Here is a 21,375-nt window from a genome sequence, read left to right as displayed (position 1 = left end):
TCCGCCTTACCCTTGGAAGTCGACCTTTGAGCGTACTCGCCTCGTCACGGCGCGGGGCAGGCGGCCCCGGTCTTCACCCAGGCCTCGACCAGCGCGCCGGCTTGCGCCTGCGTGCCCGGCACGGGCGAGCGGCCGAAGCCGGGCTTCCAGGCCCAGCCGACCAGCGTGTCCTTGCCGATATGGTCGATCAGCGCTTCCACTTTGCGCCCGCCATTGCGCGCGGGGTCCCTGATCTGTTCGCAGATCTCGCCGATGGTCTTGCCTTCCCAGGCCATCTCTCGCGGCGCGAGATGCCACTCGGGATGGCCGGGAATGCGGCCGGGTTCGAAATTGGCTTTCTGGTGACAGGTGTGGCACCGCATCGACTCGACGCCGTGACCGTCGGCGCCGCGTGCTACCGGCGGCTGATGGAGATGCGGATTATCGCCTTGGCGCGGGCTGTCGCCGGCCGGGTGGCAGTTGGTGCAGCGCGGATGCGTCAGCACCTTGCCGAGTTCGGTGAAGATCGCAGCCGAGCGTTTCTCGGTATCGGCAATGTTGGCAAAGCTCTCAGGCGAGGCCAGCGCATGGCTCGCCGTCTCGGAGGCTGCGTAGCCCGCGTAGAGGCTGCAGGCGAGCGCCGCGACCACGGCCATCGTCTTGAAGCGCGTGTCGGAAATCATGGCCCGTGTCCTTCGCGCCTTCACTTGGTGGCGATGAGATAGCGTGTTGAATCGGCCAGGATCACGTCGCGCACCGCCTCGTGATATTTGATGTAGCCGGTGCAGCGGCAGAGATGGCCGTCGAGCGCGTCCGTGATCGTCTGCTCCAGCGCCTCGCGCGCCACCGGCTTGTGCGCCAGGCGTTCGAGCAGGACCTGGCCCTCGTTGAGGAAGCCGGCGGTGCAATAGCCGCACTGGAAAGCGAAGTGGTCGATGAAGGCCTTTTGCAAAGCCGAGAGCTGTCCGTCCTTGGCGTGGCCCTCGACGGTGCGGATCGACTTGCCGTCGAAATTTGTGGCGGGCGCGATGCAGGTCGGGCTGGTGTAGCTGGTGCCGTCGGGCTCGTCGACGATGATGGCGCAGCTCAGGCATTGCGCGGCGCCGCAGCCGAACTTGGTCCCGGTCATGCCGAGGATCTCGCGCAGGAAATCGTTCATCGAGAGATCGTCGCGGACATCCATCGGGCCGTGCTTCTGGCCGTTGATGGTGAGGCTGAGAGTCGTCACGCGAGCACTCCCTTCAACAGGCTTGCCGTGACCGGCAGCGCGCGGAAGCGGTGGCCGGTGGCGTCATGGATGGCGTTGATCAGCGCGGGCACGATCGGGATCATGACGACTTCCGCCATGCCCTTCGGCTCCTCATCGGGTGTCAGCGGCTTCAACATCTCGATCTCGAGGTCACGCAGGGGCAGGTCCGAGCCACGCGCGATCAGGTAGCGCCCGAGATTCCATTCGCCGTTGCCCGGGCCGCCTTCGAACGGCGGCAGGGTTTCGAGCAGCGCGTAGCCGACACCCATGGCGAAGCCGCCATGGGACTGGCCCATCACCACCTCGGGAACGAGCGCGGTGCCGCATTCGAACACGCTATAGGCCTTGGCGATGCGCAAGTTCCCGGTGGCGCGTTCGATCTCGACGCGGACGGCGGTGCCGCACATCGAGGTGTAGGCGGTGCCGATGCGATTGTTGTCGGTCGGCGGAAATTTGACGCCTGTGCGGTTGATCCGCTCGAACTTGCCGCCACCCCTGCGGATCGCGAGCGCGTCGATATCGCGACGCCATTGCTCGCCGAACAGGGAGAAGCGGGCGCGCGACCAGGCCCAGCGCGAGAAGCTGTGCGCCACCGCGCCGGTCACGAAGCCGCGGGCATGCGCGGTTGCCGCAAGCGCCGGCAGCGCCAGCGGTTCGAGGCCGGGGACCACGAGCTGGCCGTTTTGCCAGGTCGCGCTCGCCCATTGCCGTGCGCGCGGATCGGTCTTCGGGATGCGCCACAGCTCCAGCGCCGCGGGCCAGAGGCCGAAGCGGAAGATGACGCGGGCGGCTTCCGCCGAGGAATGCGTGCCGACATGAGCGCCGATCGAGGCTGATGTCGGCGAGCTGATCGCAGGCACCCACCGCGGATTCCGCGAAGCCGCATCCTGGGTCTTCTGATCCATGGTGTAGGGATCGCCCGAGGTGACGAGGCCGAGCACGTCGTAGCTGTCGACACGGGCGACCGAGACCTCGTCGGCGATGGTGCCGAGATGGCCGGCGACGCGGTTTGCGAGCGCCGTGCCGATGCCATTACCCATCTCGACGTGGTCGCAGAATATCGCGATCTTGCCGTCGGCGCCGATCTCGACACGGCCGAGCGAGCAGTCCGCACCGGAGCCGTAATCCTTGGTCACGCAGGCAACGCCGGTGCCGACCAGCCGGTCCGTCGACGCCTGCTTGAACTGTGCGCGCTGCTGCCAGATCGGATGCTTTTCCAGCTTGTCGAGGATTTCGGGCGTCCGCACCGAGACGATGTAGGGATTGCCCGTCATGGTCCGGCCGTTCTGCTTGAGCGCATTGCGCCGTCGGAATTCGATCGGATCGAGCTTGAGCTCGCCTGCGGCCTCGTCGATCAGCACTTCGAGCGCCGTCATGGTCTGCAGCGTGCCATAGCCTCGCATCGAGCCCGCGGTCACGCCGCGCGAATGCAGCGCGACCGTGGTGACGTCGACTTTCGGGATGTCGTAGATCCCGATCGCGCCGGTGGCGGCGACGACCGCGACATTGGCGGAGAAGTTGGCGAGCCCGCCGCCGTCGAGCACGTGATCGGCGGCGAAGGCCTTGATCTTGCCGCTGGCGCGGTCGATGCCGATGCGCGAGCGCATCTTGATCGAGTGACGTTTGATGCCGCCCTGGAATTGCTGGTAGCGGTCATGCGCGAGCCGCACCGGCTTGCCCGGAAAACAGATCGCGGCGAGCGCGACATAGAGAATGAACGGCGTGTGATCGCGGCCGCCGAAGCCGCCGCCGACATGGGCGAACTGGGCATTGATATGCGCGGGCTTAAAGGGCGCGCGGGCCTTGGCGAGCAGATGCGCGATCGACTCGGCCGCCTCATAGGGCGACTGCACGCCGAGCACCAGCTCGAGATTGCCACCCTTGCCGTTGTACCAGGCGAGCCCGCATTCGGGCTCGAGAAACAACGGGTCGACCGATTGCGTCTCGAATTCGCGGTCGAGCACCAGGAGCGAAGCATCCTCCGTCGCAAGCTCGGCGCGGATCTGCTCGCCATGCTTGGCGGCCTTGGCGTAATCGGCGGGCATCTCCTTGGCGAGCGGCGACCACACCGGCAGCGCGGCGTTCTGCACCTTCTTGGGCGAAACCCAGCCGGCCTGGATCGGGGAATAGATGTCCGGCTTCTCAGGTGCGCTGCCTGCCACGCGTGTGAAGCGGAAGGAGCCGTAATCGGGCGCCACCACCGGCCCGGTTTCCTCGCCGAATTTGACGAAGGTGCCATCGCGCAGCACCAGACGCGCCTGGTCGAAGGCGTCGAACTTTTCGAAGACGAGAAGTGCGACGGGCTGTCCGAGATAGAGCGGCGTCTTGCCGGGCGGGCAGAACAGGTCGCCGGTGTAGAACTCCGGCACCTGCGTGCCGATGCGGTCGAGATCGTTGGCGGTGATGACGACGGACGGCTTCAGCGCGCCCGAAAGACGCGCGAGACCCATGCCGGTGTAGACATGCGTGGCGTCATTGGCTCGCACCAGGATCGCGTGCGAGGTGGTCTGTGGCCAGCCCGGCAGGTCATTGGCGCGAAAATCGGAGGCGTAGAGCTTTGCGCCGGTGACCTTGGCGACCCCGTCGACGCGGCCTGCGCCCTTCGCCGCAGGGTTGAAGCTGCCGCGCCCGGGAAGCGTCTCGTGGGAAGCGAACGGAGCCTCCCTCGCAACACCGAGCTGCGACAGGCTGATCGAGATGCCGCCTGCCGACAACCACTTCACGAACTCGCGTCGCGAAGGCCGCATGTTCAGATCCTTGTACGAGGTTTCGAGATGCCCACGGCATCGATGACCCGGAGGGTACGCGCCAACGCTCGCGTGAAGCTGTCATGATTCGTCATTCGACGATAGAAACGGGTAGGGCGTTACCAACGAATGAAGACGGCGGCGGTGATGCCGCCGCCGTCTGTTTCGATATTTCGCTGACTATTTGAGGTCCGCGATCGTCGCGGGGCCTGGGCCTGGCGTGATCAGGGTCGGCCACTGCTTGGAACCGAACGGGACCAGCGGCGGCAGGAACGGCGTCATGCCGCGCTTTGCCGTCTCCGCGATGATGGCCGCGCGCCCGTCGCCCCCCATGAGCTCGTAGTCCATCAGATGATAATTGCCGAAGAACAGGGAACCGACCGAGCGATCGGCGATGATCCGCGTCAGCGATTCCAGCATGTCGGCTGGCGTCGTGGTGAAGGAGACGGTTTCGATCAGCAGCAGGCGCGAGTTGATCGCCTCGGGGCCGAAGAACTGCGCGAGCACGCTGAAGAGCACGTTGTTCTGCCGCGCGACATAGATCGTATTGCTGGCGGCATAGGTCTTCTCCCAATCGGGACCGAGTTGCCCCTTCCAGTCTGCGAGCACTCCCATCCAGTGTGCAACCTGGGTCTGGGCGGCCCAGGCGACATTCTTGGCGAGGAACGGTGCCTGCTGCTTGCCGAACGCTTCGAGCTTCGCGAACGGAATGACGCCGCTTGCGAGGCATTCGTCCATGAAGGCGAGGTTGTTTTTCAGGATGGTGCGGCTGTTGTCGCGCCAGTCGGCCTGCATCGGCGTGGCATCGAGGGCGTCGATCGCCGTCTGCATCCGGGTGCGAAACGCCAGCATCGGGCCGCGCCACGATTTGTTGTCGGGGTTGTCGACATAGGGGCCCACGACCTCTGCCAGCGCCATGGTGCTGTGGCCGACCGATTTCAGAAGCTGGTAGACCACCGGAACCTGCGGCGCATCAAGCGGCGGCTGGCCGGGCCGGTAGAGGATGAAGCGCCCACCGGCACCGGAGAACAGGCCAAGGATCACCGGGTGCTTGTCGAGGATGTTCTTCTGGAACACTTTTGCAGCGTCGCCATAGAGCTCGAACATGGCCGTGTTGAGCGCGATCACGTCCTTGGTCGCGACGTCGCCGGGCGCGGCGGTCGTCTTGCCGGAGATCGGCGCCATGTAGTCGGGCAGGATTTGGGCAGTTGCGGCTCCGCCGCTACCAAGCATCAGTGTGGCGGCCACGGCAAAACGAATAGGATATTTCATCGGAATTCTCCGGGAGCATTTCCAGAAGGCGGTAAGTCAGCACACGCCTGTCAAATCTTCGGCGAGGCGAGCACCGTTTTGGCGCAAAATTGCTAAGGATTCGTCAGGGGACGCGTGAACCCGGGCGCGGCCGGGCTTCCCCTGGGCGCCCGCATGGACTAAGACGCCGCAACGCAAAATTCCCCCCAAAAAGACCTCATGATCCGCCTCGACAACGTCAGCAAGCAAGCCGGCCACCAGATCCTGTTCATCGAAGCCTCCGCAGCCCTCAACAAGGGCGAGAAGATCGGCCTCGTCGGCCCGAACGGCGCCGGCAAGACCACGCTGTTCCGCATGATCGCCGGGCAGGAGCTGCCCGACGAGGGCCAGGTCTCGATCGATCGCGGCATCACAATCGGCTATTTCAGCCAGGATGTCGGCGAGATGTCCGGCCACAGTGCCGTCGCCGAGGTCATGAATGGCGCGGGGCCGGTGAGCGAGGTCGCCGCCGAGCTGCGCGAGCTCGAGGCGGCGATGGCCGATCCGGACAAGGCCGACGAGATGGACGAGATCATCACGCGCTACGGCGAGGTGCAGCACCGTTTCGAGGAGCTCGATGGCTATGCGCTCGACGGGCGGGCGCGCGAGGCGCTGTCCGGCCTCGGCTTCAGCCAGGAGATGATGGACGGCGATGTCGGTGCGCTCTCGGGCGGCTGGAAGATGCGCGTCGCGCTGGCGCGCATCCTCTTGATGCGCCCCGATGTCATGCTCCTGGACGAGCCGAGCAACCATCTCGATCTCGAAAGCCTGATCTGGCTGGAAAAATTCCTGCGCGACTATGAAGGCACGCTGCTGATGACCTCGCACGACCGCGAGTTCATCAACCGCGTGATCTCCAAGGTGGTCGAAATCGACTCCGGCTCGCTCACGACCTACACCGGCGATTACGAGTTCTACGAGCAGCAGCGTGCGCTGAATGAGAAGCAGCAGCAGGCGCAGTTCGAGCGCCAGCAGGCGATGCTTGCCAAGGAGATCAAGTTCATCGAACGCTTCAAGGCGCGCGCGTCGCATGCCGCGCAGGTGCAGAGCCGGGTCAAGAAGCTCGACAAGATCGAGCGGGTCGAGCCGCCGCGCCGCCGCCAGACCGTGGCGTTCGATTTCCCGCCCGCGCCGCGCTCGGGCGAGGACGTCGTTGCGCTCAAGAACGTCCACAAGGGCTACGGCAGCAAGCGCATCTATGACGGCCTCGATTTCATGATCCGTCGCCGCGAGCGCTGGTGCGTGATGGGCATCAACGGCGCCGGCAAGTCGACGCTGCTCAAGCTCGTTGCCGGCGCGAGCGAGCCCGATCAGGGCTCGGTGGCATTGGGCGGCAGCGTCAAGATGGGCTATTTCGCCCAGCACGCCATGGACCTGCTCGACGGCGAGCGCACGGTGTTCCAGTCGCTGGAGGATGCGTTCCCGACCGCGGGGCAGGGCTCTTTGCGCGCGCTCGCCGGCTGCTTCGGCTTCTCCGGCGATGACGTCGAGAAGCGCTGCCGGGTTCTGTCAGGCGGCGAGAAGGCGCGCCTCGTGATGGCAAAGATGCTGTTCGATCCGCCGAATTTCCTGGTGCTGGACGAGCCGACCAACCATCTCGACCTCGCCACCAAGGAGATGCTGATCACGGCGCTGTCGGATTTCGAGGGCACCATGCTGTTCGTCTCGCATGACCGCCATTTCCTGGCGACGCTGTCCAACCGCGTGCTGGAGCTGACTCCCGAAGGCATCCACCAATATGGCGGCGGCTACACCGAATACGTCGCCCGCACCGGCCAGGAAGCGCCGGGGCTGCGGTCGTGATCGGCATCGCCCCGATCGGTTGCCAGTCGTGCATGTGACCGATCCGTAACGTTGTGAAGCGGTCGCGGCCGCGCAACCCTCGCGCAACGCTCGCGGGCGATAAACCGTCCTGGGGCGAAGGTTGTGGAACGGGGCATGATCACCAAACTGAGACAAGTTTCGACGGCACCTCTGTCGTGCAAGATCTGCGGCGCGGAGGCCGCGCTGTTCGGTGTGGTCGATTTCGCCAAACACTGCAGTGAAGCACGCATCAGGCGGCTGCCGCTGTCTGGGACCCCGGTCTATTACCATCGCTGCCAGGTCTGCGGATTTCTGTTTACGGATGCATTTGACGATTGGAGCGAGGCGAACTTCAAGACCAACATCTATAACGACGGGTATATCGAGGTCGACCCCGATTACAGGGAGGCTCGGCCGATCAGCAACGCAAAACTGGTGCAGCATTTTTTCGGAGCGAGGAAGGCTGAGTTGCGCGTGCTCGATTACGGTGGCGGTGATGGCCTGCTGAGCACGACGTTGCGCGGCTCCGGCTTCCTGGATGCGCAGACCTTCGATCCCTTCGTGGCCGATTTCGCGCAGCCGCCGCAGGAGAAGTTTGATGTCGTCACCTGCTTCGAGACGCTGGAGCACATGCCCGATCCGATGACGGGCGTCGCCGCCATCGTGTCAAGCACGAAGGAGACCGGGCTCGTGCTGTTCTCCACGCTGGTGCAGCCGGCTGATTTCGAGATGCACGGCGTCAATTGGTGGTACGTCGGCCCGCGCAACGGCCATGTCTCGATCTTCAGCCGCGCAGCGCTTGTCCGCGCCTGGCAGCACCACGGCTTTCAGACCGCCTCCTTCAACGACAACCTGCACATGGCTTTCCGCACGCTGCCCGAATTCGCCCGGCATCTGCTGAAGCAGGCCTGACGGGCGTCCGACGCGGCCTTGAATGCGTCGATCTCGCCCGGTACGATTTCTGGCGCAACGAACTATTCGCGCCGAAGAGAACGCGCGAACGTTTGAGCTGCCATGCCGTTCGCATCCTTGAACGCCGGCGGACCGCTCGCTACGCTCGCTTGAGCCGATTGCCGGCTTCGAGGGACTCGGCTTTTGGAATGCGGGAGTAGCGGGAATGGGCGGCTTGGTGATCACGGGCGGCCGGGTGGTCGATCCGGCCAGCGGGACGGACGCCGTCGGCGACGTCGCAGTGATGGATGGCCGGATCGTCGCGGTCGGCACCTCCCTTGGCGGCGCCGAGCGGACCATCGATGCGACCGGTCTGGTTGTGGCGCCCGGCTTCATCGACCTGCACGCGCACGGCCAGTCGATCCCCGCCGATCGCATGCAGGCGTTCGACGGCGTGACCACGACGCTCGACCTCGAGGCCGGAGTCCTGCCGGTCGCTGCCTGGTATCGCAAGCAGGCGACGAAGGGGCGTGTGCTCAATTACGGCGCCGCCGCCAACTGGGCTTTCGCCCGTATCGGCGCAATGACGGGCTCCAACTCGGAAAGTTCGCTGGAAGCGTTCGGCAATGCCATGCGCGATCGCCGCTGGATCGAGAACGTGGCGAGCGACACGGAAGTGGCCGGCATCCTCGATCGTCTCGCCGAAGGCCTCAACGAGGGCGGCATCGGCATCGGGATCCTCAATGCCTATGCCCCGGGCGCCGGCGTGCAGGAGCTCACCGCGGTCTGCCAGCTCGCGGCCACGCATGACGTGCCGACCTTCACCCACGTCGCCTTCATGTCACGCATCGATCCGGAAAGCGCGGCCGAGGCCTATATCCGCCTGATCGGCTATGCCGGCGCCACCGGCGCGCACATGCACATCTGCCACTTCAACTCCTCCAGCAAGACCGACATCGAGCGCTGTGTGAAGCTGGTCGCGAAAGCGCAAGCGCAGGGGCTGCCGATCACAATCGAAGCCTATCCATACGGCACCGGATCGACCGTGCTCGCCGCCGCCTTCTTCAGCGACCCAAAATTCGTCGAGCGCAACGGCACCGGCTATGACTCGGTGCAGCGCGTTGCCGACGGCACGCGCTTCCGCGACCGCGAGGAGCTGCTGGCGGCGCAGGCCGCCGAGCCCTCCACGCTGGTGCTCTGGCACGTTCTCGATATCGAGAACAACGCGCACCACCGCGATCTCCTCGACATGGCCGTGCTCTATCCCGGCGGCGCGATCGCGTCCGACGCGATGCCCTGGACGCTCGCAGATGGCGGCGTCTACACCGGCGATGCTTGGCCGCTGCCGAAGGATGCCACCTCGCATCCGCGCTCGGCCGGCTGCTTCACGCGTTTCATCCGCGAGTGGGTGCGGGAGCGGCGGACGGTGTCGCTGCTGGAAGGCATCCGCAAATGCTCGCTGATCCCGGCGGAGATCCTCCAGCACAGCACGCCCGCGATGCGCGCCAAGGGACGGCTGGCGCCAGGCGCCGATGCCGATATCGTGGTATTCGACTACAATACGCTGACCGACCGGGCTGAGTTCTCCGCAATGAATCGTCCGTCCGAGGGCGTGCGTCATCTCATCGTGAGCGGTTATCCGCTGATTGCGGACGGTGTGCTGGATGTGGCGGCAAGGCCCGGCCGGCCCGTTCGCCGCCCCGCGGCCGAGGGCTAGAGTGTGGCCGTCCCGGTTCTGCTCGTCGCCGGCTTCCTCGGGGCGGGCAAGACCACGGTCGTGAACCATCTGTTGGCACACGCCGAGGGACGGCGGATCGCAGCCGTCGTCAATGATTTCGGCGCGATCAACATCGATGCCGAGCTGATCATGGGCGCGGCCGACGGCGTCTTGAGCCTGAGCAATGGCTGCATCTGCTGCACCCTCGAAGGCGATCTCTTGCGCACGCTCGCCGGCCTGCTTCGGCGCGATCCGCGGCCGGACGTCATCGTGATCGAGACCAGCGGCGTTGCCGATCCGGCCGACGTCGTGCGCAACCTGATGGACCCCGTCATCTTTCGCGAAGCGCCGTTGGAAACCGTGTTGTGCGTGGTCGACGCGACGATGCCGGTGGCCATGCTGGACGACGCATTGCTGCGCTCGCAGGTGCGGGCCGCCGACATCATCGCGCTGAGCAAGGTGGATCTGGCTGATCCGGCCGCTTACGTGCAGCTACGCGATGCCGTTCGTGCGATGCGCCCCGCGGCCGTACTGGTCGATGCTGTCAATGGCGAAGTGCCTGCGGCAGTGCTGTTTTCGCCTGACGTCGATCGCGCACCGGCGCCGCGCGAGCCGGGGCCGCGACGGCCGGCCGCCGAGCGGTTCGAGACAATGAGCTGGTCGTCGGACAAGCCGGTGTCGCTGCCGCGATTGCAGCAGGCGATCGGCCGGCTTGCGCCAAGACTCGCGCGGGCGAAGGGGCTGTTCGAGACTGCCGAGCAGCCTGGGCGGCTGATGGTGTTTCAACTCGCCGGCGGGCGGGCGACGCTGGCCGCGGGAGGGACGAGGACCGAGTGGGCGCCGCGGACGCGGATCGTCTTCGTTGCCGAGATCGGCGTCCTCTCGCGCGAGGAGGTCAACGCAATCATGGAAGGGTGTACCGAAATCGGCACCGCGTGAGACGGGAGCGAAACGACGATGAAGCAGCTCAGGATCGGCGACATCACCATCGATGCGGTGATCGAGCGGGAAGGGCCGTGGCGGCGGCCGCAGGATTTCTTCCCGGCCTATGACGAAGGCGTATTCAAGCGGCATCTGGCGACGATGGAGTCGGAGGTCTTCGACGCCGCGCGCGGCATGATGCTCATCACCTACCAGACCTTCGTCGTGCGCAGTACACCATCCTGGTCGATACCTGCACCGGCGAGGACAAGGGCCATCCGCCGCCGTTCGACTTTCCCGGCAAGGAGCGCTGGCGTAACGAATTGTTCGCGCTCGGCATCGGCTTCGAGCAGATCGACTACGTCTTCTGCACCCATCTCCACATCGACCACACCGGCTGGAACACGACGTTGCGTGACGGCCGCTGGGTGCCGACGTTTCCCAATGCGAAATACGTCTTTCACAAAGGCGAATACGCCGCCTGGGAGGCCGAGCATGCCAAGGGCAACAATCCGCCCGGCACCGTCTTCCGCGACAACTGCCTGCCGATCGTCGAGGCCGGGCAGGCGCTATTGGTCGACGATGACTACGCGCTCGACGATACCGTCACGCTGACGCCGACGCCGGGGCATTCGCCCTGTCATTGCTGCGTGAATATTTTCTCGAAGGGCCGGCGCGCGGTGGTCGCCGGCGACCTCATGCACCATCAGATCCAGTGCCGCGAGCCGGACTGGTCGGCGAAGCCGGATTGGGATCCCAAGCAGTCGGCGGTGTCACGGCGCAAATTCTTCGCCTCCGTCGCCGGCACCGATAGGCTGATCCTGCCGATCCATTTTCCGACGCCGACGGTCGGATGGATCAAGCCGCTCGACGGTGCCTTCGACTACCGCTTCAAGCGGGACTGAAGTATTTCCGTATCGTCATGGCCGGGCATAGCCGTCCGAAGGACGGCGTCGCTTCCGCTCGCCTATGTCCCGGCCATCCACGTTCTTCTCACCTGGAAACAACTACGTGGATGCCCGGGACAAGCCCGGGCATGACGAGTTTGTGGAACGACTGCCCGCTCACGGGCAGCAAATTCGCAGTGATTACGCGCCGATCTCGCACTTCTTCATGAAGCTGTTCTTGGCCGCGCCGGCGAGCGGCTTGCCGTCTGAGCCGACGGCCTTGGGTGCGCAGGCCTCCGCCTTGCACTTCTTCAGGAACGACGTCTTGGCTGCGCCGGCGAGCGGCTTGCCGTCCTTGCCCACGGCCTTGCTTTCGCAGGTGTCTTCCGCGAAGGCAGAGCCGGCCGCGAAGGTAGCGAGGATGGCAGCCAGAAAAATCCGCTTCATGATGGGTGTCTCCCTAGACCAAAATGGCCTTCCCGAATTGGAACTCGGAATCATGGCGCAATCAAGCAGGATCAGCGCTCGCATCCGCTATCCGCCTGAATTTTTCCAGCGCGCGACGAGTGCGATCGCCTTTTCGAGCACATCGTTCATCGCGGCCTGATTGCCCGGAACGGATCGGTGCCGCGGTGAAGGATCGTCGAAATCGTGTGTCGCGCCGGGATAGGCGGACAGGTCGATCCGCGCGCCGGCCCGCCGCGACCGGTCGGCGACCTGCTGGCAGATCAGCGGCGAGACTTCCTCATCGTGGGTGCCTAGGAACAAGGCAATCGGGGCTGTCGCGGGAATCACAGGCTGCAGCAGCGCGGCGGGGCCGCACCCGGGATAGAGCACGAGCGCGCCGCCGTAGCTGGCCGGCTTAGTCCCTTGCCGGATCATCACGTTCAGTGCGGTGCTGCCGCCGTTCGACCAGCCCTGCAGAAAAATCTGGCTGCCGATCACATCGTTGCGCCCGTGCAGGTAGGCGAGCGCGCCCTCGGCATCGAGCGGACGCACGGTCTTCTCGTTGACGTCGGCACGCTCGGGATCGTCATGGGTGAAGCGGCCAAAGCCGTGCGCCTTGCCGCGCGGGCCGAAGCTGTCCGGCAGGAGCGCCAGATAACCGCGGTCCGCCCAGTATTGGCCCCACATCGCATGTCGCCGCGACAGCGTCGCGGCGTTGCAGGGCGAGGCCGCTCCGGGCGCAACAAAGGTGCAGTCATCGTTGACGTTGCTGGAATAAGGCCCGCCGCGGCCGTGCAGCATCACGATCGCCGGCCACGGCCCAGCCGCCTTTGGGCGGAACAGGTAGCCGACGAGCTCCGTCGTGCCGTCGGCACTGCGAAAATAGACCGTCTCGGGTCCGGCCACGGCGTCCGAGATCAGCCACATCGACGCGATGACGGCGCAGGTGATGCGGAGGATCAATGGCCGACCTTTCAGACTCTCATCACTCGCAGAAGACACTGTTGGCGGCGAACATTCAACGTCGCTTGCTGCACTGCGCGATGACCGGTCGCTACAAACCCGTTAGCCTCGGCTCATTCCAGCAGGAACGGAGCATTGCGATGGACGCCGCGACAGGCCCGCAAACCGCCGACCAGCATTCCCACCTCGTTCAGCCCCAGGCCATGGACTGGCAGAGGACGCGCTTTCCGGGCTGCGAGGCCAAGACGCTGCTGTTCGATCGCAGCACGGGTTTGATGACGGCCCTGATGCGCTTCGCGCCGGGGGCGGTGCTGCCCGATCACGAGCATGTCGGCATCGAGCAGAGCTATGTGATCGAAGGCGCGCTCGTCGACAAGGAGGGGCCCGCCAAGGGCATCGCCTGCAAGGCCGGTGAATTCATCTGGCGCGAGGCGGGCAGCCGTCACGCTGCCTGGTGTCCCGAGGGCGCGCTGATCCTCGCGATCTTCCAGGTGCCCAACAAGTTCTTCGAGGCCGATGGCCGGGTGGTCGATGCCTCCGGCCAGGATTGGGATGAGGCCTGGGGCCATACGGCTGCGCAGCGGGCGCGTCGCGCGTAGCTGGGTCAAACGCCGCGTGCGAGCAAGGCCTTGAAATCTGCGCGCGCACGCTGTGCCTCGGCACGGGCGACGTCGGACGCCTCGCCAAGGCCGAAATAGCCGTGGATCAGGCCGGCACCCTCATGATGCTTCACCCGCACGCCGGCCGCCTCCAGCGCCCGCGCATAGGCTGCGCCTTCGTCGCGGAGCGGATCGAACCAGGCGGTCGTCACGATCGCGGGCGCGACGCCGGCTAGCGATGCAACGCGCAGCGGCGAGACTCGCCAGTCCGCGGCGTGGCCGGGATCGGCGAGATAATGACCGCAAAACCACTCCATCACGGCGCGCGACAGGAAATAGCCCTCCGCGTTCTCTGTGCGTGACGGATAGGGCGCGTTTTCGCGAGCATCGGCGTAATTGCCGACGACGTCGGTCACCGGATAGACCAATAATTGTGCAGCAAGCTTGATGCCGGCGTCGCGGCAGGCGATCGCGGTGGTCGCTGCGAGATTGCCGCCGGCGCTGTCTCCGGCGACGCCGAGCCGCTTTGGATCGCCGCCAAATTCCGCTACGCGGTCGAACACGTCGCGCGCTGCAGCAAAGGCATCCTCGAACGCGCCGGGAAAGCGTGTCTCGGGCGGCCGCCGATAGTCGACGGATACCACCACCGCGCCGGTTTCGATCGCCAGCCATCGCGCCTGCCGATCGTGGGTTTCGAGATCGCCCGCGACCCAGCCGCCGCCGTGGAAGAACACCACGGTGGGCGCGGGCCCAGAGCCGATCCGATAGACGCGTGCATGGAGCGGCCCGGCGCCGCCCTTCACCTCGATATCCTGTACGTCGTCGACGGGTGGCGGCGGCACGGCGGCGCGTGCGGCAGCCAATGCACGCAAGGAATCGCGGGCGCTCTGTGGCGTCATCGTCGCGGGATCGCGCAGCGGCAGCATCGGAATGATCTGGGCGATGACGGGATCGAGCGGTGCAGCCATTTTTTCAGGTCCTCACGGGGTGTGGCGGGTCCACACGGGTTCTTGGTCTTGCTTGTGCGTTAGCATAGATTTCGCGCGCCGCATCGGCAACCGGTGGTGCATTGCGGGGCCGCCGGAAGAACGGGCAGGGGAGGTTCGTCACGTGGAATTTGAAACGCTGGTCCAGTCGCGCCGCAGCGTGCGTGGCTTCAAGAACGAGCCGGTGCCGCGCGCGGTGATCGAGGCGATCATCGACACCGCCAAGCGCGCGCCGTCCTCCATGAACACCCAGCCTTGGCACATCCACGTGCTCACCGGCACGCCGCTGGAAGAGGTGCGCCGCCGCAACATGGAGGAGATGGCGGCCGGCGCCAGGGTCAAGCGCGACATCGTCAGCCACGGCGAGTATCAGGGCGTTCATCGCACGCGTCAGGTCGACATCGCCAAGAAGCTGTTCGGCGCGATGGGGATCGCGCGCGACGACAGGCCGATGCGGCAGGACTGGGTGTTGCGCGGCTTCCGTCAGTTTGATGCGCCCGTCTCGCTGGTGCTGACCTACGACCGCGTGCTCGACCCCGGTGCCGTCTGTCATTTCGATCTCGGCGCGCTCTGCTACGGCATTGTGCTCGCGGCCTGGGATCGCGGCATCGGCTCGGTGATCAACGGGCAGGGCATCATGCGATCCGACATCGTGCGTGAGGTCGCGAGGATTCCGGATGACGAAGTCATCATGACCTGTGTCGCAATGGGATACCCCGATGATGCATTTGCCGCGAACGCAGTGCGCTCGGATCGCGAGCACAATGGCGAGTTCGTGCGTTTCGTCGGCTTTGCCGACTGAGATGGTATGAGTCGCCGGTGGCAGAGGAGATTGTTCTCCACCAGAAATTTTTGCTGCGGACAACTTGTCGGCTCTTGCAATCTCGATTGCGCGGGAGGAACAATATCGGACGTGAAGGGTTTGTTGCTGGCGCGAGGGAATTGACATGCGGCGGCTGGCTAGCCTGGTTCGACGGTTCTTTGGTCCGCGAGTGCGGCCCCCGGTCGATGATGATCCAAGTCTCCCTTTCACACCCGAAGAGTTCGGACGGCTGATCCGCAGCGGCAAACGCGAAGATATGAAGGTGCTCGCGGAAGGGCTGGCCAGCCAGTCGATTCCGCGGCGCGCCAGATACCGGGCCGCGCATTAGGCCCGCGTCGCAACGCTCGTCCCTGGAGCAGGTCGGCCGGGCGCACGCTTACCTTGTGAGCGCGACGTTCTTGAACGACGCGACCAGCGCCTTTTCCAGCTTTCCTGTCATCCCGCCTAGAATATTGTAAGCCTCTTCGCGCGGCATTGTCGGCTTGTAGTGCCGATGTTCGATGAGCGCTGCGAAGATGTCCGAGATCGTGAGGATGCGGACGACGTCACTGATGCGCTCGCCGCAGAGCGCGTCGGGATAGCCGCTGCCATCGAGATACTCGTGATGATGGCGCACCGCGTCGAGGATCTCGGGCGAAATATCCTTGTGGTCCTTCAGGACATCATAGCCCGCGGCCGGATGTGTCTCGATCAGGGACCTTTCCTCGACATCCAGACGCCCGGGCTTGTCCAAAATCGCAAGCGGGATCCTGGCTTTGCCGATGTCATGGAACATGGCGGCCGAATAGAGACGCTCGAGATCGCTCCTCCTGACGCCGAGGCTCAGTCCGAAGTCGATTGCGACACCGGTCACGAGCAGGCAGTGCTGGTAGGTCCCCTCATGATGACGCCGCACCGTCGCCAGCCATTCGGAGAGGCCATGCTCGGCGATGCGATTTGCGATCTTGCGGCCGGCTTCTTTCGTTCCGTCCACGTCGATCGGCTGACCGAGCGTCACGGCCGTGAACATCGAGGCGATGGCGGTTGCCGCACTTTCGACGGCGTTATCCGGCTGCGGCGCCCCTGAGGGCGGTACCGCTGGTTCGGCGGGATCGGCCAATGCCGCCAGCAGCCTTGCCTTGCTGATCGTTCCGGGCAAGACGAGCGTGGCCCCGAGGGCGTAAGCCTGCGAGATGCAGACGTGGGACATGTGCTCGACCAGGAAGATCCGCTTTTGGGCTTTTGCCAGCTTGGTTGACCGCTTCTTGATTGCTGCAATGTTCTCGACGGTGCGCAGGTCAGCGCGGACGATCACGGCGAAGGGCACCTGCGAAAGCCTGGCTTCTGCGTCGAGCCGTTCGCCCGCGACGTTGAACCGTCTTTCCAGGATCGAGCAAACGCCTGCGAGTTTATCGGAGGAATCGGCCAGCACGTGCACGAACATGGGAGCCGCCTGGGCTTCGCGGATACTTCCGGCGCCGCTGACAGGGCTGGGTATGGTTTGCGCGTTCTGCACGGCTGAATTCAATGACGCTGGTGTTTAGATGCTCCGGGGATGCGTTGAGGCCTACTTCGCTTCGGCAGGCTTCTGCGTGGCTGCCTTTGGTCCGGCTGCTGCCTTCTTCTTGCTGTCAGCATGGACGAAATGAACGCCGGCCATGGTTCCGTCGATCCAGACCAGTTCGCAGCGCCGGTAAGCCAGCCCCGTCGAAGACAGCAGCATGAAGAATTCCTTCGCTTGAAGGACGTCGAGCGTTCCCTCGACCTCGATCTTGGCGCCCGTATCCGATACGTCGAGCAGGACGCAACTGCGCCGCCACGTGCCGTCGGAGCCCATCAGGTTGACGGGCTGCCTGTGATCCATTCGCACGCGAAGCGCTTTGCGATTGTCGAATCTCATCGGTGAACCTCCGTTCTTGCGCTGCGATGACCTGGACCGCCTATGTCTGCGTTTGCAGCCAGTTCCCCCCAGCGAACCGTCCATTGGCTGGTCGACAAAAGAAGTGCTTCGAAGATTTTCTGCGCTCGTTCGCGTTCTGCGAAGGAGAGCCGTCCGCCGCTTCGGTTGCTGAGGATGGCGAGCGTTGTCTGCCAATTCAGTCGCGATGCGCGGCAGGCCATGACCAGCGCTTCGCAATCGGGGTCCGTCATGATGTGCTCGATGATCTCGATCGGAGCTCCCGAGAGCACCGACAACGCCATCAGGAGATTGGCAATCTCGCCGCGCATGGCGAAACGGTTCACCGTCGAGTCGCTCAGCTTGCCGACGCGATTCAGTGCGACGATTTCGGGTCTTGCACGCTCGTAGTCGGCGGCGCAGGGCCGTTTCGAGGCGATCGGAGCAGGCTTGGGACTCGAGTATGTGCCCTGTTCTGGCGGCACGCAGGATTCATTCGTCTTCGCCGCTGGCGCCTGCCGCGGTGACGGGCGGAGCAGCTTGCGCACGACCATGTCCGGCGTGTCCGGTCTGAGCGCCAGCGCCTTCGCGATCTCGCCGTCCTGCTCGCTCCTCTCGATCAGCGTGGCATAGGCTGCATCGGAAAACCGGGCCCCCGGGTTCTCGATCAGTGCAAGGCAGACCGCGCTGCTGCCACGCTTTACCACCATACCGGCTAAGGCCGGTTCGATCCTGTCCCGGGCCGAGATCGCGAGAAGGTGAGGATCGCCACGGAACGTTGCGACCACTTCAAGATCGGTCGGAGATAGCGCCTGCGATCCGCGCAGCACCGGGCCCGCAACGGCGGGATCCTCGTGCAGCGCCAGCCGCTGCAACGTCTCCTTCGGAGCCACCGTCAGCTCGGAGAGAGTTATGCTGAGCTGGAACAGTGTATTTGGCGTGACCCGTTCGGTCAGACGAAGGAGAATGCCATCGACAACATTGACGAGCAGCTCCTGGGGGCGGTCGCCCGAGGCAGAGAGCAGGCGAACAATGCCGGAAAGGATACGAGCACATCGCTCGGGCGGGCAGATCGCGACCGCCTGTTCCAACTCGGCAAGAATTTGCACAGGCGAAATTGCCGTCATGGCAGAGCCTGAAGTGAAAAACGCTTGAACTATTTCAATGAACTGATTTCGCCTCAGAGTTGTTAATTTGGGTTTTAGATCTCGAGGGCTCGGGTATTGCCGCACCGTCGTAGTCACTGGAAACGCTATCGAAATTCGGCAGGCGTCGATCCGCCACCTTGTCGTTTGAGTCAAGGACTCGCCAACTGGTTGAGTGCCTAGGATGATTCTTTCGGTCGAACGGGACAACGGAAAGGGGGAGGCCAAACCGAAGCGTGCCGGCCACGCGTCGTTTGCCGACGCGCTTTCAATTTGCCATGACCAGTATTGATGACGCGCCTGGACTGGCGCCAAAGATATTTCGCTTTTCAGACGTCGACGAGTTTCGCAGTTCGATCCGCGGGTTGAACATCGAGTTCACGCCGTTCGTGCGAAGGATCGCGGCCGAGCAGATCGTCCTGCAAATGCCTGGCTGTGATGTGAACGTGACGCGGACGTTCCCGCGTATGCTGGACGGGCAGCTCGTTGCGAACTGCACAGCGATCGGCTTTGCGCTGGATGACCTCGATGTGCCCATTCGCTTCAATGGTGCGCAGCGGGATCGCGCGGTCGTGGTCATCGGCAGCAGCGGGGCGGCTTATAATACCATCGAGGAGGTGCAGCGGCAGATCGCCTTCCTCGTCTTCAGACCGGAGATAACGGATCGCGGCTGGCCGGAAACGAAGTTGAACTTCAGGATTGTCGAGACGAGCGTTCCGGCCCTGCACCGGCTGCGGAGGGTCGTCGCGGAGGTCGTCGCTGCCGCCTCAGTGCCGATCGATCCCGCTGAAGTTCCGCTGAAGGCATCTGCCATGAAGGAGTCCCTGCTCGGCGCGGTCGATGGAGCCTTCGAGAACTTGGTTCCCGCGCGCTGGACGGTGCGACCGAATGACGAGCGGCACTTCAGGACCTTCCAGGACATCCGGGCCTTGCTGTCGGACGATGTCGCCCAGCCCATCTACAGCGAGGAGATCGCGCGCAAGCTCGGGCTCTCTGTCCGGACCCTGCACGACATCGTCCGGCGCTATCGCGGCATGAGCCTGCATCGCTATCTGCGACTGCGTCGGTTGTGGCTGGTGCGCAAGCGGCTGCTCGCAGGGGCCGACAGCGTGAAGGCCGCGGCGCTCGCCTTCGGCTTCTGGCACCTCAGCGATTTCTCGAAAAGCTACCGCGACCAGTTCGGCGAGTCGCCGTCGGAAACGCTGGAGCGCGGCCGCAAGGACTGATGTTGGGTGACAACTGGATTGGGCCCGGGCTTCGGTTTCGTGCTAGCCTGTTGCGATGAGCAACCGCATCCTCGTCCTCTACGGTTCCTACCGTTCCGACCGCATGGGCATTCGCCTTGCGAATTTCGTCATCGATCGCCTGCGTGGCCGCGGCGAGGACGTCGAATTCATCGACGCCAAGGCGGTTGGCCTGCCGATGCTCGACCGCATGTACAAGGAATATCCCAAGGGCTCTGCGCCCGAGGCGCTCGAGAAGTTGGCCGGCCAGATCCGCAACGCTGACGGCTTCGTCTTCATCACCGGCGAGTACAATTGGGGCATCCAGCCCGGCCTGAAGAACCTCACCGACCATTTCCTGGAAGAGTGGTTCTGGCGTCCCGCTGCGATCGCGAGCTATTCCGCCGGCCGCCTGTCCGGCGCCCGTGCTTCGACCGCCTGGCACGGCACGCTGTCGGAAATGGGCATGGTGGTGGTGTCAAGCACGATCGGCGTCGGGCCGATCGCGCAGACGCTGTCGGCCGACGCCGAGCCGATCGGCGAGGGCGGCAAGGCGCTGGAACGCTCGTTCCCGCGCTTTGCCGATGACCTCTTGTGGTGGATCGAAGCGGCGAAGGCGCAGCGCGCGCGGAAAGCGCCGCCGTACTGAGAGGCGGTCTAGGCAGCCCTGACCTCGCCGAGGAAGCGATCGAACTGTCCGGCGAGGTCGCGCGACTGCGTCGAGAGCTGCTCGGCCGCGCCCAGCACCTCCTTGGCGGCCACGCCCGTATCGTCGGCGGCGCGCTGCACGCCGGAGATATTGACGTTGACCTCCTGCGTGCCGCGGGCGGCCTCCTGGACGCTGCGGGCGATCTCCTTGGTTGCCGAGCCCTGTTCCTCGATCGCGGCCGCAATCGCGGTGCCGATCTGATCGATCTCGGCGATGACGTCGGCGACGTTGCGGATCGCGGTCACGGTCTCGTCGCTTGCGGCCTGGATCGCCGAAATCTGCTCGGAGATTTCCGTCGTGGCCTTGGCGGTCTGGCCGGCGAGCGACTTCACCTCGGAAGCAACCACCGCAAAGCCGCGGCCGGCGTCGCCGGCGCGCGCGGCCTCGATGGTGGCGTTCAGTGCCAGAAGATTGGTCTGCTCGGCGATGCTCTGGATCAGCGTGACGACGTCGCCGATCTTCTGCGCGCCCTCGGCGAGCGCGCGGGCGGTGTCGCCGGTGCGGCGGGCGTTGTCGACGGCGCGCGCGGCGATCTCCGTGGACTGGGCGACCTGGCGGCCGATCTCCGCGATCGAGGAGGTCAGTTCCTCCGTGGCGCTCGCGACTGTCTGCACGTTGGTCGAGGTCTGCTCGGAGGCCGCTGCCACCATAGCTGCCTGATTGTTGGTTTGAGCCGCCGTCGAGGTCATCGACTGCGCCGTGCTTTCCATCGTGGTGGAGGCCTGCGACAGTCCGCCGACGAGCTCGGTGACCTTGGCCTCGAACGTGCGCGTCAGCTCGTCGAGCACCTGGGCGCGGCGCATCTTGCCGTCGTTCTCGGCCTGCTTCTCGGCCGCGAGCCGGTCGGCCCTAGTGGCTCGTCACCGTGATTTTGACTCTTTGGACGTATCTGGATAGGCGCGGCCCAGTTTGGCGCGAGCTTTGTCTGTTGTGAACATCCAGTTGATGCGGGCGCGAGCTTTGTTTCGCTGCCGCTCCCATGCTGCGATCTCATTTCTGAGGTGTTTTGGATCGTCGATTCGGCGGCTGAGACACTGCCCTTGGAGAACGCCGATCTCGATCTCGACCATGTTAAGCCAACTGGCATGTTTCGGGGTGTAGTGGAACTCGAGGCGACGCA

General features: G+C 64.8%; 19 protein-coding genes and 2 pseudogenes. 9 read left to right on the top strand and 12 right to left on the bottom strand.

The window, feature by feature from the left end; translation table 11 throughout:
• Positions 1-44: 44 nt before the first annotated feature.
• The 4 genes from K289_RS0136500 to K289_RS0136485 form a co-directional block, all read right to left on the bottom strand.
• The gene (locus K289_RS0136500; protein ID WP_027555950.1) at positions 45-662 is read right to left on the bottom strand and encodes a hypothetical protein; all 618 of its coding nucleotides are present in this window, start codon (positions 660-662) and stop codon (positions 45-47) included.
• 20 nt (positions 663-682) lie between these two features.
• Positions 683-1,207: a (2Fe-2S)-binding protein gene (locus K289_RS0136495; protein ID WP_027555949.1), complete on the bottom strand. Its 525-nt coding sequence runs from the start codon at positions 1,205-1,207 to the stop codon at positions 683-685.
• Complete coding sequence (locus K289_RS0136490; protein WP_027555948.1) at positions 1,204-3,975, bottom strand: xanthine dehydrogenase family protein molybdopterin-binding subunit; 2,772 nt, start codon at positions 3,973-3,975, stop codon at positions 1,204-1,206. Before K289_RS0136490 ends, K289_RS0136495 begins: the two co-directional genes overlap by 4 nt.
• 180 nt (positions 3,976-4,155) lie before the next feature.
• Positions 4,156-5,247 carry a hypothetical protein gene (locus K289_RS0136485; RefSeq protein ID WP_027555947.1) on the bottom strand — a complete coding sequence of 364 codons (1,092 nt, stop codon included), beginning with the start codon at positions 5,245-5,247 and terminating at the stop codon, positions 4,156-4,158.
• A 198-nt stretch (positions 5,248-5,445) separates the two neighbouring features.
• On the opposite strand from K289_RS0136485, the gene K289_RS0136480 reads away from it, so the two are divergent.
• The 5 genes and pseudogenes from K289_RS0136480 to K289_RS46450 all read left to right on the top strand — a co-directional run bounded on the left by K289_RS0136480 (position 5,446) and on the right by K289_RS46450 (position 11,502).
• Complete coding sequence (locus K289_RS0136480) at positions 5,446-7,068, top strand: ABC-F family ATP-binding cassette domain-containing protein (protein ID WP_027555946.1); 1,623 nt, start codon at positions 5,446-5,448, stop codon at positions 7,066-7,068.
• Between the two features lie 135 nt (positions 7,069-7,203).
• Positions 7,204-7,980, top strand: a complete 777-nt coding sequence (locus K289_RS0136475; RefSeq protein ID WP_027555945.1) for a class I SAM-dependent methyltransferase — start codon at positions 7,204-7,206, stop codon at positions 7,978-7,980.
• A 205-nt stretch (positions 7,981-8,185) separates the two neighbouring features.
• The gene (locus K289_RS0136470; protein WP_027555944.1) at positions 8,186-9,676 is read left to right on the top strand and encodes an amidohydrolase family protein; all 1,491 of its coding nucleotides are present in this window, start codon (positions 8,186-8,188) and stop codon (positions 9,674-9,676) included.
• A gap of 3 nt (positions 9,677-9,679) precedes the next feature.
• Positions 9,680-10,615 (top strand): GTP-binding protein, encoded by a 936-nt coding sequence (locus K289_RS0136465; RefSeq protein ID WP_027555943.1) that lies wholly within the window; start codon positions 9,680-9,682, stop codon positions 10,613-10,615.
• A gap of 18 nt (positions 10,616-10,633) precedes the next feature.
• Positions 10,634-11,502 (top strand): annotated as a pseudogene (locus K289_RS46450) (MBL fold metallo-hydrolase).
• A 183-nt stretch (positions 11,503-11,685) separates the two neighbouring features.
• Here the strand turns inward: K289_RS46450 and K289_RS0136455 are convergent.
• A complete protein-coding gene (locus tag K289_RS0136455) occupies positions 11,686-11,931 on the bottom strand; it encodes a hypothetical protein (RefSeq protein ID WP_027555942.1) in 246 nt (81 codons plus the stop codon).
• Between the two features lie 87 nt (positions 11,932-12,018).
• The gene (locus K289_RS0136450) at positions 12,019-12,894 is read right to left on the bottom strand and encodes a dienelactone hydrolase family protein (protein ID WP_027555941.1); all 876 of its coding nucleotides are present in this window, start codon (positions 12,892-12,894) and stop codon (positions 12,019-12,021) included.
• 140 nt (positions 12,895-13,034) lie between these two features.
• Here K289_RS0136450 and K289_RS0136445 point away from each other — a divergent pair, with 140 nt between their 5' ends.
• Positions 13,035-13,493, top strand: coding sequence for a cupin domain-containing protein (locus K289_RS0136445; protein ID WP_027555940.1), 459 nt, complete (start codon positions 13,035-13,037; stop codon positions 13,491-13,493).
• 5 nt (positions 13,494-13,498) lie between these two features.
• Here the strand turns inward: K289_RS0136445 and K289_RS0136440 are convergent, their stop codons facing one another.
• The gene (locus tag K289_RS0136440) at positions 13,499-14,461 is read right to left on the bottom strand and encodes an alpha/beta hydrolase (protein ID WP_027555939.1); all 963 of its coding nucleotides are present in this window, start codon (positions 14,459-14,461) and stop codon (positions 13,499-13,501) included.
• Between the two features lie 142 nt (positions 14,462-14,603).
• Here K289_RS0136440 and K289_RS0136435 point away from each other — a divergent pair, with 142 nt between their 5' ends.
• Positions 14,604-15,281, top strand: coding sequence for a nitroreductase (locus tag K289_RS0136435; RefSeq protein WP_027555938.1), 678 nt, complete (start codon positions 14,604-14,606; stop codon positions 15,279-15,281).
• A 397-nt stretch (positions 15,282-15,678) separates the two neighbouring features.
• On the opposite strand, the gene K289_RS0136430 is transcribed toward K289_RS0136435, so the two are convergent.
• From K289_RS0136430 to K289_RS0136420, 3 genes are read right to left on the bottom strand one after another with little or no spacing between them, the layout of a single operon-like run.
• On the bottom strand, positions 15,679-16,797 hold the full coding sequence (locus K289_RS0136430; protein WP_027555937.1) for an HD-GYP domain-containing protein: 1,119 nt from the start codon (positions 16,795-16,797) through the stop codon (positions 15,679-15,681).
• A gap of 51 nt (positions 16,798-16,848) precedes the next feature.
• A complete protein-coding gene (locus K289_RS0136425) occupies positions 16,849-17,181 on the bottom strand; it encodes a PilZ domain-containing protein (protein WP_027555936.1) in 333 nt (110 codons plus the stop codon).
• Positions 17,178-18,305, bottom strand: coding sequence for a DUF2336 domain-containing protein (locus K289_RS0136420; RefSeq protein WP_027555935.1), 1,128 nt, complete (start codon positions 18,303-18,305; stop codon positions 17,178-17,180). Before K289_RS0136420 ends, K289_RS0136425 begins: the two co-directional genes overlap by 4 nt.
• Positions 18,306-18,601: 296 nt before the next feature.
• Between K289_RS0136420 and K289_RS0136415 the strand changes: the two genes are divergently transcribed.
• Both K289_RS0136415 and K289_RS0136410 read left to right on the top strand, forming a co-directional pair.
• Positions 18,602-19,549: a helix-turn-helix domain-containing protein gene (locus tag K289_RS0136415; RefSeq protein WP_027555934.1), complete on the top strand. Its 948-nt coding sequence runs from the start codon at positions 18,602-18,604 to the stop codon at positions 19,547-19,549.
• 55 nt (positions 19,550-19,604) lie between these two features.
• Positions 19,605-20,195, top strand: a complete 591-nt coding sequence (locus tag K289_RS0136410; RefSeq protein ID WP_027555933.1) for an NADPH-dependent FMN reductase — start codon at positions 19,605-19,607, stop codon at positions 20,193-20,195.
• Positions 20,196-20,203: 8 nt separating this feature from the next.
• Here K289_RS0136410 and K289_RS46445 read toward each other — a convergent pair.
• Both K289_RS46445 and K289_RS49480 read right to left on the bottom strand, forming a co-directional pair.
• A pseudogene (locus tag K289_RS46445) lies at positions 20,204-21,106 on the bottom strand (methyl-accepting chemotaxis protein); the annotation flags it as partial.
• Positions 21,107-21,115: 9 nt separating this feature from the next.
• Positions 21,116-21,375, bottom strand: a 260-nt coding sequence (locus K289_RS49480) for a transposase (protein WP_198024840.1), incomplete at its 5' end; no start/stop codon positions are given.

The organism is Bradyrhizobium sp. Cp5.3 (assembly GCF_000426265.1).
GTDB lineage: Bacteria > Pseudomonadota > Alphaproteobacteria > Rhizobiales > Xanthobacteraceae > Bradyrhizobium > Bradyrhizobium neotropicale.
The sequence above is the reverse complement of the archived record's forward strand: the minus strand, read 5'-3'. Positions and strand labels throughout refer to the sequence as shown.

Bases quoted from the DNA above. Each gene is read 5' to 3' on its own strand.
- K289_RS0136500 (WP_027555950.1), bottom strand. From the start codon at position 662: ATGATTTCCGACACGCGCTTCAAGACGATGGCCGTGGTCGCGGCGCTC.
- K289_RS0136490 (WP_027555948.1), bottom strand. From the start codon at position 3,975: ATGCGGCCTTCGCGACGCGAGTTCGTGAAGTGGTTGTCGGCAGGCGGC.
- K289_RS0136485 (WP_027555947.1), bottom strand. From the start codon at position 5,247: ATGAAATATCCTATTCGTTTTGCCGTGGCCGCCACACTGATGCTTGGT.
- K289_RS0136480 (WP_027555946.1), top strand. From the start codon at position 5,446: ATGATCCGCCTCGACAACGTCAGCAAGCAAGCCGGCCACCAGATCCTG.
- K289_RS0136475 (WP_027555945.1), top strand. From the start codon at position 7,204: ATGATCACCAAACTGAGACAAGTTTCGACGGCACCTCTGTCGTGCAAG.
- K289_RS0136470 (WP_027555944.1), top strand. From the start codon at position 8,186: ATGGGCGGCTTGGTGATCACGGGCGGCCGGGTGGTCGATCCGGCCAGC.
- K289_RS0136455 (WP_027555942.1), bottom strand. From the start codon at position 11,931: ATGAAGCGGATTTTTCTGGCTGCCATCCTCGCTACCTTCGCGGCCGGC.
- K289_RS0136445 (WP_027555940.1), top strand. From the start codon at position 13,035: ATGGACGCCGCGACAGGCCCGCAAACCGCCGACCAGCATTCCCACCTC.
- K289_RS0136440 (WP_027555939.1), bottom strand. From the start codon at position 14,461: ATGGCTGCACCGCTCGATCCCGTCATCGCCCAGATCATTCCGATGCTG.
- K289_RS0136425 (WP_027555936.1), bottom strand. From the start codon at position 17,181: ATGAGATTCGACAATCGCAAAGCGCTTCGCGTGCGAATGGATCACAGG.
- K289_RS0136420 (WP_027555935.1), bottom strand. From the start codon at position 18,305: ATGACGGCAATTTCGCCTGTGCAAATTCTTGCCGAGTTGGAACAGGCG.
- K289_RS0136415 (WP_027555934.1), top strand. From the start codon at position 18,602: ATGACCAGTATTGATGACGCGCCTGGACTGGCGCCAAAGATATTTCGC.
- K289_RS0136410 (WP_027555933.1), top strand. From the start codon at position 19,605: ATGAGCAACCGCATCCTCGTCCTCTACGGTTCCTACCGTTCCGACCGC.